At 40.4% G+C, this 13,975-nt stretch carries 15 protein-coding genes; 8 read left to right on the forward strand and 7 right to left on the reverse strand.

Going from position 1 to position 13,975, the window contains the following annotated elements:
* Positions 1-61: 61 nt before the first annotated feature.
* The gene (locus BIZ36_RS03860; RefSeq protein ID WP_187456555.1) at positions 62-1,069 is read left to right on the forward strand and encodes an NAD-dependent epimerase/dehydratase family protein; all 1,008 of its coding nucleotides are present in this window, start codon (positions 62-64) and stop codon (positions 1,067-1,069) included.
* Here the strand turns inward: BIZ36_RS03860 and BIZ36_RS03865 are convergent.
* The 3 genes from BIZ36_RS03865 to BIZ36_RS03875 are packed head-to-tail and all read right to left on the reverse strand — an operon-like array spanning position 1,029 to position 3,552.
* The gene (locus BIZ36_RS03865; RefSeq protein ID WP_187456556.1) at positions 1,029-1,475 is read right to left on the reverse strand and encodes a DUF4296 domain-containing protein; all 447 of its coding nucleotides are present in this window, start codon (positions 1,473-1,475) and stop codon (positions 1,029-1,031) included. The two genes, BIZ36_RS03860 and BIZ36_RS03865, sit on opposite strands and share 41 nt — an antisense overlap.
* A gap of 12 nt (positions 1,476-1,487) precedes the next feature.
* Positions 1,488-2,822, reverse strand: coding sequence for a dihydroorotase (locus BIZ36_RS03870; RefSeq protein ID WP_187456557.1), 1,335 nt, complete (start codon positions 2,820-2,822; stop codon positions 1,488-1,490).
* 1 nt (position 2,823) lies between these two features.
* A complete protein-coding gene (locus BIZ36_RS03875) occupies positions 2,824-3,552 on the reverse strand; it encodes a polyprenol monophosphomannose synthase (RefSeq protein ID WP_187456558.1) in 729 nt (242 codons plus the stop codon).
* 160 nt (positions 3,553-3,712) lie between these two features.
* Here BIZ36_RS03875 and BIZ36_RS03880 point away from each other — a divergent pair, with 160 nt between their 5' ends.
* Genes BIZ36_RS03880 through BIZ36_RS03890 form a run of 3 tightly spaced genes read left to right on the forward strand, consistent with a single transcriptional unit; the run spans position 3,713 to position 6,790 of the window.
* Entirely contained in the window at positions 3,713-5,377 is a 1,665-nt protein-coding gene (locus BIZ36_RS03880; protein WP_187456559.1) for an ArnT family glycosyltransferase, read from the forward strand.
* Positions 5,378-5,415: 38 nt separating this feature from the next.
* Complete coding sequence (locus BIZ36_RS21265) at positions 5,416-6,033, forward strand: DUF4271 domain-containing protein (RefSeq protein WP_353616818.1); 618 nt, start codon at positions 5,416-5,418, stop codon at positions 6,031-6,033.
* Positions 6,034-6,043: 10 nt separating this feature from the next.
* A complete protein-coding gene (locus tag BIZ36_RS03890) occupies positions 6,044-6,790 on the forward strand; it encodes a uroporphyrinogen-III synthase (RefSeq protein WP_187456561.1) in 747 nt (248 codons plus the stop codon).
* 68 nt (positions 6,791-6,858) lie between these two features.
* Here BIZ36_RS03890 and pckA read toward each other — a convergent pair whose 3' ends face one another.
* Positions 6,859-8,475, reverse strand: coding sequence for a phosphoenolpyruvate carboxykinase (ATP) (gene pckA / locus BIZ36_RS03895; RefSeq protein WP_187456562.1), 1,617 nt, complete (start codon positions 8,473-8,475; stop codon positions 6,859-6,861).
* Between the two features lie 34 nt (positions 8,476-8,509).
* Positions 8,510-8,896 (reverse strand): DUF423 domain-containing protein, encoded by a 387-nt coding sequence (locus BIZ36_RS03900; RefSeq protein ID WP_187456563.1) that lies wholly within the window; start codon positions 8,894-8,896, stop codon positions 8,510-8,512.
* Between the two features lie 78 nt (positions 8,897-8,974).
* On the opposite strand from BIZ36_RS03900, the gene BIZ36_RS03905 reads away from it, so the two are divergent.
* From BIZ36_RS03905 to BIZ36_RS03920, 4 genes are all read left to right on the forward strand, one after another.
* Positions 8,975-10,345 (forward strand): saccharopine dehydrogenase family protein, encoded by a 1,371-nt coding sequence (locus BIZ36_RS03905; protein WP_187456564.1) that lies wholly within the window; start codon positions 8,975-8,977, stop codon positions 10,343-10,345.
* A 67-nt stretch (positions 10,346-10,412) separates the two neighbouring features.
* Positions 10,413-10,883 carry an Lrp/AsnC ligand binding domain-containing protein gene (locus BIZ36_RS03910; RefSeq protein WP_187456565.1) on the forward strand — a complete coding sequence of 157 codons (471 nt, stop codon included), beginning with the start codon at positions 10,413-10,415 and terminating at the stop codon, positions 10,881-10,883.
* 84 nt (positions 10,884-10,967) lie between these two features.
* On the forward strand, positions 10,968-11,279 hold the full coding sequence (locus BIZ36_RS03915; RefSeq protein ID WP_187456566.1) for a hypothetical protein: 312 nt from the start codon (positions 10,968-10,970) through the stop codon (positions 11,277-11,279).
* A gap of 118 nt (positions 11,280-11,397) precedes the next feature.
* On the forward strand, positions 11,398-11,916 hold the full coding sequence (locus BIZ36_RS03920) for a ferritin (RefSeq protein WP_187456567.1): 519 nt from the start codon (positions 11,398-11,400) through the stop codon (positions 11,914-11,916).
* An 82-nt stretch (positions 11,917-11,998) separates the two neighbouring features.
* On the opposite strand, the gene BIZ36_RS03925 is transcribed toward BIZ36_RS03920, so the two are convergent.
* Complete coding sequence (locus BIZ36_RS03925) at positions 11,999-12,694, reverse strand: zinc metallopeptidase (RefSeq protein ID WP_187456568.1); 696 nt, start codon at positions 12,692-12,694, stop codon at positions 11,999-12,001.
* 129 nt (positions 12,695-12,823) lie between these two features.
* Positions 12,824-13,924, reverse strand: coding sequence for an alanine dehydrogenase (gene ald, locus BIZ36_RS03930; protein WP_187456569.1), 1,101 nt, complete (start codon positions 13,922-13,924; stop codon positions 12,824-12,826).
* Positions 13,925-13,975: the final 51 nt, after the last annotated feature.

The following is a 13,975-nucleotide window of genomic DNA, read 5'->3' on the forward strand; positions in this document are numbered from 1 at the left end:
ATTGTTTTTTTCCCATGGCAGGTCAGACAATAAATTCAGGCGTTATGAGTACATTTGGCATATGATTTTAGTGACCGGAGGAACAGGTTTAGTGGGAGCCCATCTTTTACTACAGCTTCTAAAGCAGGGGCAAAAAGTAAGGGCCATTCACAGAAGGAATAGCGATATACAAAGGGTTAAAAAAATCTTTGGATATGAGGGCGAAACATCCTTGAACCTATTTCATAAAATAGAATGGACCGAAGCAGACATCAATGATATCACACAGCTTGAAACTTCCTTTAAGGGTGTGGAACGGGTATATCATGCTGCTGCTTTTATTTCTTTTGACCCTGGGGATTATCAAAAATTACATAAGATAAACACCGAAGGGACGGCCAACATCGTTAACCTGTGCATAGCACATAAAATCAAAAAGCTGTGCTACGTAAGTACTATTGGCGCCATTGGTAAAAGTCTAAACGGGAATCAAGCGGATGAGGAAAACGTCTGGACATCACAGGATGCCAATGTCTATGCACTTACCAAACACGCTGCAGAAATGGAGGTGTGGCGGGGTTCTCAAGAAGGGTTGAATGTTGTTATGGTCAATCCGGGAGTGATTATCGGCCCTGGTTTTTGGAACTCAGGTAGCGGCTCCCTTTTTGGTGTAGCAAAGAAAGAACATTCATTTTATCCTCCCGGAGGAACGGGTTTCATCACAATAAGCGATGTGGTAAAAATGATGGTTGCTCTTATGGAATCCGATATAAAAAACGAGCGATTCATTGCTGTAGCCGAAAACCTTAGCTACCAACAGATTCTTACCAAAATTACAACGGCTTTGGGGCTTAAACCTCCAACAAAGGAACTTAAACAATGGCAACTTGAATTAGGCCGATGGTTTGATTGGCTCCGAAACCTAATTTTCAATACGGGAAGAAGGATTACCAAAAACTCTGTAAAATCACTTAAAAACAGGGAGATTTACTCTAACGAAAAGGCCAAAAACGTTCTTCAATTCAAATTTGAACCCTTAGAACCCACCATCACTTTTTGCTCCCAGAAATTTCTTGAAGAGAATCCTTAGTTCTTTGCACTCTCGCTTGCCTTTCTTCCAATTCTATTCTTCTAAGACTGTCCCTAACCTCCTTGGCATCCTTGAAAGCATTTTGGTCTTTTTCCAAACTGGATTCTACCTCTTGGTAAATTGATTTGTACTCCTCAGGAACCGATGCATAATATTTATCGCTTTCCACAAATTGCAAACTATCTATACCATGCTTACGGTAGATATAGTTCATTATATCTACGTTGTTTTCCCTCAACACGCTTACATTCGTAGTTTTTGCCGCGTTTAAAACCGCCACATCTTTTAAAATTACGACCATTTTACCTCTATCAATAAGGTTTTCCGGCTTCTCCAATAATTTTTCATTGCAAGAGACTGCAGTTAGAAACAAAACAAGAAACGCTATCTTTTTACAGTAAGCCATAGACGTATTGATTTATCGGTCAAAAGTTAATCGCCTTCCTTGCGCTTCTTCTGAAAAATGGCCGTTCTCATAGGCCAAATGCCCGTTCACAAAGGTATGTGTAATTTGAGAACCAAAGGTATGGCCTTCAAAAGGAGACCATTCACATTTATAAGCTATATTGTTTTTATCCACCTTCCAACTGTGTTCTAGATTGGCGATGGCTATATCTGCATAATATCCTTCCCTTATATATCCTCGCTTATCCAAATCAAAAAGGATAGCTGGGTTGTGGCACATTTTTTCCACAATTTTCTCCAAGGAAATAACCCCTTGCCTATGCTTGTCCAACATAGCCGGCAGGGCATGCTGAACCAATGGACCCCCAGAAGGTGCTTTGGTGTAGACATTATCTTTTTCTTGCCATTGGTGCGGGGCATGATCGGTTGCTATAACATCTAACCTATCATCCAATAGCGCCTCCCATAATTGAGCCCGGTCCTCCGCCGTTTTTACTGCGGGATTCCATTTTATGAGAGTTCCTTTGCTATCATAATCCTCTTCTGAAAACCACAGATGATGAATACAAACCTCTGCCGTAATTCTTTTGTCCTTTAAGGGAATATCGTTTCTGAACAAAGAAGTTTCTTTTCCAGTGGACAAATGAAAGACATGTAAACGGGCACCCGTTTTTTTGGCAAGTTCAATCGCCTTGCTTGATGAAAGATAACAAGCTTCTTCGCTTCTAATCAAAGGATGGTATTTAATGGGGATATCATCACCATATTTTTCCTTATAAGACGCCAAATTTGCCCTTATGGTACCCTCGTCTTCACAATGGGCCGAAATTACCATTTCGGTACTGCTAAAAATCTTTTCGATAACTTCTTCATCATCCACTAACATGTTACCTGTAGACGACCCCAAAAATAACTTCACCCCGGAACAAGCCTTTTTGTCCAGGCGTTTTATTTCTTCCAAATTATCATTGGTACCGCCAAATAGAAAGGAATAATTGGCATGACTTCTATTGGTAGCCATGGCAAATTTCTCTTCGAGTTTTTTTAGGGTAACTGTCTGCGGATTGGTATTGGGCTGTTCCATATAGGAAGTGATTCCTCCAGCAACTGCCGCCCTACTTTCAGAGGCTATATCACCCTTATGCGTTAGGCCTGGTTCCCTAAAATGTACTTGATCATCTATAACCCCAGGAAACAAATGGTTCCCGCTTACATCTAGTACTTGAGCATTTTCACTACTAATATCCCTATCTATACGTTCAATCCTATCTCCTTCTATAAGTATATCACCTTCAACAATAGTATTTTCATTAACTATTAGGGCGTTCTTAATTAGTGTTCTTTTCATTTTAAAATTTACTTTTTTGAAAAAGGCTTCGCATTTTCATCATAAAAACTCCCACTACTGCTTCATTGATGATTGCCGAATTCATTTTTGACTTTCCTTTTACCCGATCCCTGAAAATAATAGAGATTTCTTCAATATGATAATTCTTTAGATAGGCCCTAAATTTCATTTCGATCTGGAAGGCATATCCAACAAAACGCACAGAGTCTAGATTAATAGTTTCGAGTACATGCCTTTTATAGCAAACAAAACCGGCCGTTGGATCATGAACGCGCATCCCTGTTATCATTTTCACATAAAATGAAGCACCATAGGATAACAAAACACGGTACAGTGGCCAATCTACTACATTTACCCCTTTTTTATACCGGGAACCCACGGACACATCCGCACCGTTAAGGCAAGCCCGATAAAGACGAGGTAAATCTTCCGGATTGTGGGAGAAATCGGCATCCATCTCAAAAATGTAGTCGTACTTTCTCTCTATCGCCCATTTAAAGCCATGAATGTACGCCGTACCCAACCCCGATTTCTCTGTACGTACTTCTAAAAAAAGGGAATTGGCAAACTCATTTTGCATTTCCATCACCTTTTTTGAAGTTCCATCTGGAGAGTTGTCATCCACAATAAGAACATGAAATGCCTTATTCAATGAGAATACGGCCCTAACGATGGCTTCTATATTCTCAATTTCGTTATAAGTTGGTATAATTACTAGGCAATCCGTCATGCAGTGGTTGATAACGGGGCAAAAATAGCATTTTAAAGGGTGTTGCGGTGAATCTACCTTCTAATTGTGAAATTTTTAGCCTTCATTGCAGCATCATAATTTGTAATTTTGACCGTTATTTAAGCGAACACCACCCAAAAAAACGGTTATCGGAACGATAATGAACTCCAAATTTCCACGTCTTTTTTTAATATTGCTAGGGCTCCTTTTTATCCTTAATGTCATTCAATCGGCATTAACTCCATTGATTTTTGATGAGGCCTATTATTGGCACTACGCACAAAACCTTAGCTGGGGGTATTTTGACCATCCCCCGTTGGTAGCCCTCATGGTAAAATTGAGCGGATTCCTTTTTGATGGAGAATTAGGAGTGAGATTTGTAAGTTGCCTTCTTTCTACTGGAATGTTCGCCATTATCTGGATGTCCATAGACCACCCTAAAAAAAAGGACTACGTTCCCCATTTTTTCGTCTTGCTATTTTCAATGGCACTATTAAATGCCTATGGATTCTTTACTTTACCGGATACGCCCTTACTTTTTTTTACGGCCCTTTTTCTTTATACCTACAAACGTTTTCTTGAACATAACAATTGGCTTTGGGGCCTGTTTTTAGGTTTTACTATGGCCGGGTTAATGTATAGTAAATACCATGCGGCCCTGGTCATTTTCTTTGTACTGTTTTCCAATATAAAATTGGTCACCAACAAATATGCCTGGCTCGGTGTTTTTGTGGCGTTGTTATGTTATGCACCCCATTTTATATGGTTGTTTGAAAATGATTTTGTCACCATTAAATACCACTTGTTCGATAGGCCCAACGACCCTTACAATTTTACTAAATACACCTTGGGCTTTTTTGTAAATCTAATAGCTGTTTTTGGCCTGACCTTTCCATGGGTCTACCAATCCCTATTCAAAACGAAATCTACGGACCGCTTTACCAAGGCTTTACTTTTTTTAACCTATGGTATCATTCTATTCTTCTTTGTTTCCAGTTTCAATAGAAGGATACAAACTCAGTGGATTATTGTAATCACCGTTCCATTGGCTATTTTAACCTTTAGGCAAATTATCGCCAATGCCAACATACGAAAGTGGATATATATAACAGGAATCATTAATGGCATTCTAATACTGTATCTCAGGGTAGGTCTAATTTACGAACCCATTTCCCCTATCTTTTATGAAACTCACGGGAATAAGGAATGGATTTCAGGCATACAGGAAAAAATTGGGGATATGCCCGTAGTCTTTGAAAATTCCTATAGAAATGCTCCCATGTACGCTTTCTACAGTGGGGTTCCCACATTTTCACTGAATAATTTTATGTACAGACGTAATCAATACTCCATAGATAATTCTGAAAGTACCCTACAGCATCAAAAAGTTTTATATGTTTCTAAGCGTGCCACCGGTGCCGATATGGAATTGCCCAAGGGAGACGGAAAAATGTATTATGGTCAGTATATAGATAATTTTGAATCTTATAGAAAACTCAAGACCCTAGTGGAAGAACCCATTTCTTTAGATACGGAAAAAGAACAAACATTTAGGGTATATAATCCGTACGAGGAAAATATCAATTTGAATAAAATAAAGTTCAATATTGCTTATTTAAACCCAACCAAGGATGTAGTTGACCGCTTTGCACTAAAAGCAATTCCCGCAGACTCGCAAACCAAGCAACTGGCATCCAAAGATACCGTAGTATTTAAATTTAAGTTTCCTAAACCAAAGATGGATAATGCAACGTATTTTAGAATAGGCATTTCTGAAAATGATTTGCTTTACGGTATCAACGGCACCAATACAAAATTTGAATAATGGAACCTATATTAAGAACAGCCGGTACAGCAGATTGGATGACCCTTGTCCTTATATGCAGCCTCGTATTTCTTGTGCTTGCCAAAAGGTTGTTTTACGCCAGGTTCATGAACTTCATAATACTTCCGTTCAACAACAAGTACATCTTTATGTACAATAAAAAGGAAAAACTGGTTAGTTGGTTCCATATATTTTTCAGCATCTTCCAAACCTTAAATTTCGCACTATTTGTTTACTTGGCCAGACAGGTGTTAATTGCCCAACCCAATGATGAATATCCTTTTATGTTCCCAATTATTCTAGGTTGTATTGTTGGATTCTTATTGGTCAAAATGGCGTTACAATTGAGTAATGGTTTCATTTTTGGTTCTAGCCGCACCATTGGAGAGTTAATTTTTAAGAAATTGTCATATTTAAACTACAGCGGCCTCGTAATGTTCATTGCGAATTTGCTAATGGTATATGTAGTAAAAAACTCAATCGTTGTCGTATATGCGTCAATTTTAATCATTCTTCTGATTAATATAATCGGTTGGGCCACAGTGCTGAGGAATCATCAAAAATTTATCACCAATTATTTTTTCTATTTTATTTTGTACCTTTGCGCTCTTGAAATTTCCCCGTTCATTATAATTGGTAGTTATCTAAAACTATAATTTGACTTATATGAAAGTAAAGACGATTTTGGTCTCACAACCGGAACCGAAAATGGAAAACTCGCCTTATTCAAGGCTGATTGACAAGGAAAAAGTCAAAGTCGATTTTAGGCCTTTTATCCATGTTGAAGGGGTTGATGCAAAAGACGTCCGTCAACAAAAGATTGATTTAAAGAATTTTACCGCCATTATCCTAACGAGTAGAAACGCGGTGGACCACTTCTTTAGATTAGCAGAGGAGATGCGCTTTAAAGTGCCGGACTCCATGAAATATTTTTGCCAGTCCGAAGCTGTTGCCTATTACTTACAGAAATATGTAGTTTACCGTAAACGTAAGATTTATGTAGGGCAAAGAAACTTCCCGGATTTGGTGCCCTTGTTCAAAAAGTATAAGAATGAGAAGTTTTTGCTTCCTTCTTCAGATGTTTTAAAGGATATAATTCCTGCTACATTGGATGAAGTTGGTGTAGAGTGGAAACGTGGTATTTTCTATAAGACGGTCATAAGCGACCTATCTGACCTTAGAAATGTTTATTACGATATTTTGGTATTCTTTAGTCCATCTGGGATTGAGTCTCTTTTAAAGAACTTCCCTGATTTTGAACAAAACGATACCAGAATTGCTGTTTTTGGCAACTCTACGGTTTCGGCAGCTACCGATGCAGGCCTAAGAATTGACATCAAGGCTCCAACACCAGAAACGCCATCCATGACTATGGCACTTCAGAAATACATTACTACGGTGAACAAGAAATAAGGTTTCACCTATTGAACCATAAAAGCAAAGCCTGTCAATTGACAGGCTTTTTTATTTCTAAGGCTTCCTTAAAAAGCGTACCGTTGTGGACCGCCCCTGCGAATTTCTTCACTGGCATAAGCCTCAAACTTTTTGAAGTTTTCCCTAAAGGCGTTGGTCAACTTAAAAGCCGTAGTGTAATAGGCCTCATCATCATTCCAAGTGGCTCGAGGGCTCAAAACACTGGTGGGAACGCCGGGACATTCCCTAGGTTGCGCCACTCCAAAAACGGAATGTATATGGTAATCATCATAATTGTAGAGTCCCAAATCGCCATTTAAAACAGCATTGACCATGGCACGGGTATATTTTAGTTTCATTCGTGTGCCTACCCCATAAGGTCCGCCGGTCCACCCTGTATTCACCAACCACACGTTCACTTTTGCTTCCTGCATTTTTCTACTGAGCATTTCGGCATATTTAGCTGGATGCAAAGGCATAAAAGGTGCACCAAAACAGGCGGAAAACGAAGGTATGGGTTCTTTAACCCCCGCCTCGGTACCGGCAACTTTCGCCGTATATCCAGAAATAAAATGATAAGCTGCCTGGCTAGGGGTCAATTTTGAAATCGGAGGCAGCACCCCAAAGGCATCTGCTGTCAAGAAAAAAATGTTTTTTGGATTTTTACCAATGGAAGGCCGTTGTACATTATCAATATGGTAAATGGGATAACTCACCCTGGTATTTTGTGTAATGGACGTATCGCCAAAATCGACCACGCCTTGCGCATCCATTACCACATTCTCTAAAATAGCGCCTCTCTTAATAGCGCCATGTATCTCAGGTTCGTTATCTTGGGAAAGATTAATAACCTTGGCGTAACAACCTCCTTCAAAATTAAATACGGCATTTTCATTGTTCCAACCGTGCTCGTCATCCCCAATCAGTTTTCGGGAAGCATCCGTAGAAAGGGTGGTCTTTCCAGTTCCCGATAGCCCAAAAAAGATAGCGGTATCCCCCTTTTTTCCCAGGTTGGCTGAACAGTGCATGGGCAGGGTATTTTTTTCCACCGGTAAAATGAAGTTGAGTGCTGAAAAGATTCCTTTTTTGATTTCCCCAGTATAACCCGTACCGCCGATCAAAGCAATCTTTTTAGTGAAGTTCAGAATGGCAAAATTATGCTGACGCGTACCATCTTCCTCGGCATCGGCCATAAATCCCGGAGCATTGATAACGGTCCACTCCGGTTCAAAATTCTTTAGTTCTTCTTCGGTGGGCCTAATAAACATGTTGTGAGCAAACATATTTGACCATGGGTATTCGTTGATCACCCGAATATCCATACGGTAATTATGATCGGCACAGGCATAGCAATCTCGAACGAACAGTTCTTTTTGATTGAGATATTCAATGACCTTATCATAAAGGGCATCAAACTTATCAGGGGAAAAAGGAATATTGATATCGCCCCACCAGACTTGATCTTTGGTAATATCATCTTTTACGATAAAGCGGTCTTTAGGGGAACGCCCCGTAAACTCCCCGGTTTTAATCGCAAGTGCTCCAGAAGAAGCTTCTTGACCCATACCTTTTTCCAAGGTAATTTCATGCAATTCATCTGCGGTGAGCTGATAATGGAAATCTTGGTGTTTAATGCCATACGACTTCAATGAAATTCGCTGCCTATGCTGTTTTAAGTTGTTCATGTAGTTGAGTTTATCTATAGTTTAAAAGTTTCCTCTAGTCGAAGCTTTTATATACATGGTAAGCGAACACACCCCAGGCGGCAATCAATAAGGAGCCACCGATAGGCGTAACGAAACCAATGGTTCTAAAATCAAACGCAGTTAAATCATTAGTGGCCAAAAAATAGATGGAGAATGAGAAGAAAATAATTCCGATCAGCAAAAGCCAAAAAATGGTCTTTTTCGCCATTGCACTAACTTTAGGAATTACAGCCACCAAAATCAACAATAAGGCATGGTACATTTGGTATTTAACTCCTGTTTCAAAGGTTTGCAACGCTTCTGCATTCAACACTTTTTCAAGACCATGGGCTCCAAAGGCCCCAATCACTACGGAGAGCATTCCGAACAAAATTCCTGAGAGACAAATTGTTTTGTTCATAACATCAAAGATATTATTTTTTATATTTATAACGATTATAACAGTTAGACATTTAATTCTCCACAAAAATAAAGGCCTATGCGTAAAATCTTGGTTCTAGGAGCTGGTAAATCTACCTCTTACTTGCTTGATTATTTCTTAGAAAAGTCCACCGCGGAACAATTAGAAATTACCATTGGCGACCTAAGACCCGATTTAATCCCTGAACAGATAAAAGACCACTCAAACTGTGAAGTGATTAAGCTTGATATTTTTGATGATGCTTCTAGAAAAGAGCTGGTTCAAAAAAGTACCATTGTGGTCTCAATGCTTCCGGCGCATTTGCATTTAGTAGTAGCCAAAGATTGTCTTCAATTCAACAAACACTTGGTCACTGCTTCGTACGTAAGCCCTGAACTGAAAGAACTATCGCAAGAAGTAAAGAATAAGGGACTCATATTTATGAATGAGATTGGCCTAGACCCCGGCATAGACCATATGAGTGCCATGCAAGTGATTGACCGTATTCGCAATCATGGCGGAAAGATATTGCTTTTTGAGTCGTTCACAGGAGGACTGGTCGCCCCCGAAAGCGATACCAACCTCTGGAACTACAAATTTACTTGGAACCCTAGAAATGTTGTTCTTGCCGGACAGGGCGGAGCGGCCAAATTCATTCAAGAAGGCACTTACAAGTATATTCCCTACCATAGGCTGTTTAGACGTACCGAATTTTTTGATATTGAGGACTATGGTCGTTTTGAGGGATATGCCAACCGTGACTCACTCAAATATCGCGAAGCATACGGATTGCAGGATGCTTTGACGCTTTATAGGGGCACCCTAAGACGCGTAGGTTTCTCAAAAGCCTGGAATTTGTTCGTTCAACTAGGCATGACGGACGATAGCTACAACATTGAAAATTCAGAGGAAATGTCCTACCGTGATTTTACCAATCTATTCTTACCGTATTCACCAACGGATTCGGTGGAACTGAAACTTCGCCACTATTTAAAAATCGACCAAGATGATATTATGTGGGAAAAGTTGTTGGAGCTGGATCTCTTTGATCCGGAGAAAAAAATACCACTTTCCAATGCCAGTCCGGCACAGATACTTCAATATATTTTAGAGGATAGCTGGAGCTTAGACAATGACGATAAGGATATGATTGTCATGTACCACAAATTTGGTTATGAACTAGATGGCCAAAAACATCAAATAGACTCCAACATGGTCGTTACAGGGGAGAATAGAACCCATACCGCCATGGCCAAGACCGTAGGCCTACCGGTTGCCATGGCTACATTGGCAATCCTAAACGGGAAAATTACTTCACCAGGGGTGCAAATACCCTTGCAGAGTGAAGTTTACGAACCTATTTTGGCTGAGCTAAAACAATACGGAATCAGTTTTAAAGAGTATGAGGTTCCCTATTTGGGATACAATCCAGAGACCTATTTTGTTTAAGAACAGCCTACAAACTTTCGATGTGTAATTTTTTTGTTACTTTGACCATCAAATTAACATCCAAATCATGAAATCTGATAATGAAAACGTAAAGATTGACGGCATTGACAAAAAGATACTAAGATATCTGATGAAAGACGCCCGAAAACCGATTCTTGAAATTGCCAGAAATATTGGTATTTCAGGTGCTGCTATTCATCAACGGTTGCGAAAGTTGGAAGCTTCGGGCTTGCTGTCAGGATCAAAATTCGTTATCAATCCCAAAGTGATGGGGTATACTACCATGGCCTATATCGGTATTTATTTGGACAAGGCGATGAGCAATCCGGTAGCGGTAAAACAACTGGAAAAAATCCCGGAGGTACTGGAATGCCACTATACCACTGGGAATTGGTCCATTCTCATTAAGGTATTGTGCCGCGACAACGAACATTTGATGCAAGTACTCAATAAGGAAATTCAACAAATAGAAGGCGTGTCACGGACCGAAACCTTTATTTCCCTTGCCCAGCAAATTGACCGGCAAATTACCATATAGACAAATCCTTGGATATAAGAATTTTAACGAAAATGCTTTTAAAAGTATTTGTATTAAATCTAAATAAGATTTACATTTGCCCCAATGGAAGCGGTTTTTTCATCTAAATACTATACATTTTTCCAATCGGATAAGGAAAGATGTTTTTACATTGACCTAGGCCAAAAGGTAGTTCGATTATCATTTTGTCAATTGCTGGCACTACGCCAGAAAGTCTCGAACATTCGTATTGAAGACCATTTTGATGCAGAATTAAACACCCATGGTTTCGAAATTTTAGCACTCTGTAACAAAGAACACCTTTTTATTCTAAACACTTTGGAAATTCTGGATTTAAAGGAATTGCTAGTAGGTGCCTTTGCCATGTTCGAAGTTTCCTTATCCCCTGTGGTGTAAATCATTCCATTTCAGCTTTCTTTTTATTTTTAATGAATCTAAAACTAGTTATAAACTGTCTTGGTAATTAGCCAAGTATCCGTTTGTTTGGTATCTTTGGGTAAGAAAGTTAGATACCATGAAAGATATAGCTAGACAAAGTTTGAGTATTAAGGTCGAGTGTATGGACCTGCTCAACAATCAAATAAAAAAAGAAGCACATGCCTCGGCTACTTATTTGGCCATGGCCTCCTGGTGCGATCAAAACGGATTTTTCACCGGCGCAAAATTCTTCTACAAACAAGCTGAAGAAGAACGCGAGCACATGATGAAAATCTTTCAATTTGTCATCGATGCTGGTGGAAATGCCCTTTCCCCTGAAATTAACGGAATCTCACACGAGTATTCTTCCATTGTTGATATTTTTGAGAATGCGCTGGACCACGAAATAAGCGTTACCAAATCTATTCACAACATAGTGATGAAAGCCCGCGAAGTGGGGGATTTGGCTACCGAGAAGTTCTTGGATTGGTTCGTATTGGAACAAGTGGAAGAAGAAAACACCATTCGCGATATTCTCGATATGATCGAATTGACCGGCATTGAAGGCGTAGGGCTTCAAATAATAGATGGCAAAATCAATGATTGGATAGATTAAATCATCCAAACAGAAAAGGCTTATAAACGAAAATGCCCCGAACCAATGGTTCGGGGCATTTTTTATATCTACTCTATAGCACCTAGTCCCTTCCGCCAAGCACTTGCATTCCCCAATAGACCAAGGTTGCCAAAGAACCTATAGCAGCTACTAAATACGTTCTAGCAGCCCATTTTAAAGCGTCTTCAGAACCTTTGTATTCTTCCGGCGTTACGATATTCTGATTCTTTAACCAAGCCAAAGCACGGTTACTGGCATCATATTCCACAGGAAGCGTAACAAAACTGAACAGGGTAGCAAAACCCATCATTACCAAACCGGCAATAGCAATCCAGAATCCTAGGCCAACGCCAGCCGCGGCACCCAACATCAAACCACCAAAAACCACCCACATTGACATACTTGAGGTGACGCTCACTATTGGCACCAATTTAGACCTCATGGTCAACCATTCGTATGCCTGCGCATGTTGCACCGCATGCCCACATTCGTGTGCAGCGACGGCCGCTGCCGCTGCATTACGCTGACTGTAGACCCCTTCACTAAGGTTTACGGTCTTGTTTTTAGGGTTGTAATGATCGGTCAACATCCCGGCCGTAGAAATCACCTTCACATCCCGAATACCGTGGTCTGCCAACATTTTTTCAGCAATTTCCGCGCCACTCATACCATTGCGCAAATGCACTTTTGAATAATGCTTAAACTTACTTTTTAATTTACTGCTTACCAGCCAGCTCACCAAGGCGATTGCACCGATAAGTATATAATATCCCATCATAGTTCTTCTAATTTAATTGTCTTAAAGATAGTAAGAATCCCATTTCAACTACAAGATTCTTTTGCTATAAACGGCAAAAACCCCGCCATATTGAAGCGGGGTTATTTCTACTGACAAAATGTACCGGTGTTACGCTTTTGCTTCGGCCCAATCAAAAGCCTCGATAATCTCCTTATAGACCACCTTACCATCGGTAATATTCAAGCCTTTTTTCAGCGAGGTATCCATTTCACACGCTTTCTCCCAACCTAGATTGGCCAACTTCAATACATAGGGAAGCGTTACGTTTGTAAGGGCCATGGTAGAGGTATAAGGCACGGCCCCGGGCATATTCGCCACCGTATAATGAAGTACGTCATCAATTATGTAAATGGGGTCTTCATGGGTGGTAGGCCTTGTAGTTTCAACGCATCCGCCTTGGTCCACCGCCACATCAACTATGACCGTTCCGGGTCTCATTTCCTTTAGCATATCCCGGGTAATCAAATTGGGAGCTTTGGCCCCTTTCAGCAATACCCCTCCCACAATCAAATCATGGGTCTTGATATATTTTCTGATGTTGAACTCGTTCGAAAACTCGGTAACCACATGCGGGGGCATCACATCGTTTACATACCTTAGGCGTTTCATATTAATGTCAAGAATGGTAACGTGAGCCCCCAAACCTGCTGCCATTTTAGCAGCTTGTATACCCACTACCCCAGCACCAAGCACCAAAACCTTGCCTGGAGCCACTCCGGGAACACCTCCTAAAAGTACACCACGTCCTTTGGCGGGTTTCTCTAAATATTTTGCCCCTTGCTGAATGGCCATACGGCCGGCTACTTCAGACATAGGTGTTAAAAGAGGAAGCGTTCCGTCTTCGTCCTCTACCGTTTCATAAGCGATGCAGGTAGCCCCACTTTTGATCATGGCCTTTGTCAAAGGTTCACTGGATGCAAAATGGAAATAAGTGAACACCAATTGTCCTTTTTGGACCATTTCATACTCCTCCTCAATAGGCTCTTTCACCTTTACGATCATCTCGTTCATGCCGTATACCTGCCCAATGGTATCCAAAATGACCGCACCGGCCTTTTTATAATCATGGTCTAAAAAGCCACTGCCTTCACCAGCTCCGGATTGTACGTGTACGCTATGGCCATTCTTTACCAATTCGTACACTCCGGCGGGGGTCATACCTACCCGACTTTCATTGTTTTTGATTTCCTTTGGAACACCGATTTTCATGAGTTTGAGATTTTGAGATTGAAAATGTATTACCTACAAATATCTTTTTTT

The sequence above is a fragment of the Cytophaga sp. FL35 genome (assembly GCF_014349235.1).
In the GTDB taxonomy this organism is placed as follows: domain Bacteria; phylum Bacteroidota; class Bacteroidia; order Flavobacteriales; family Flavobacteriaceae; genus Euzebyella.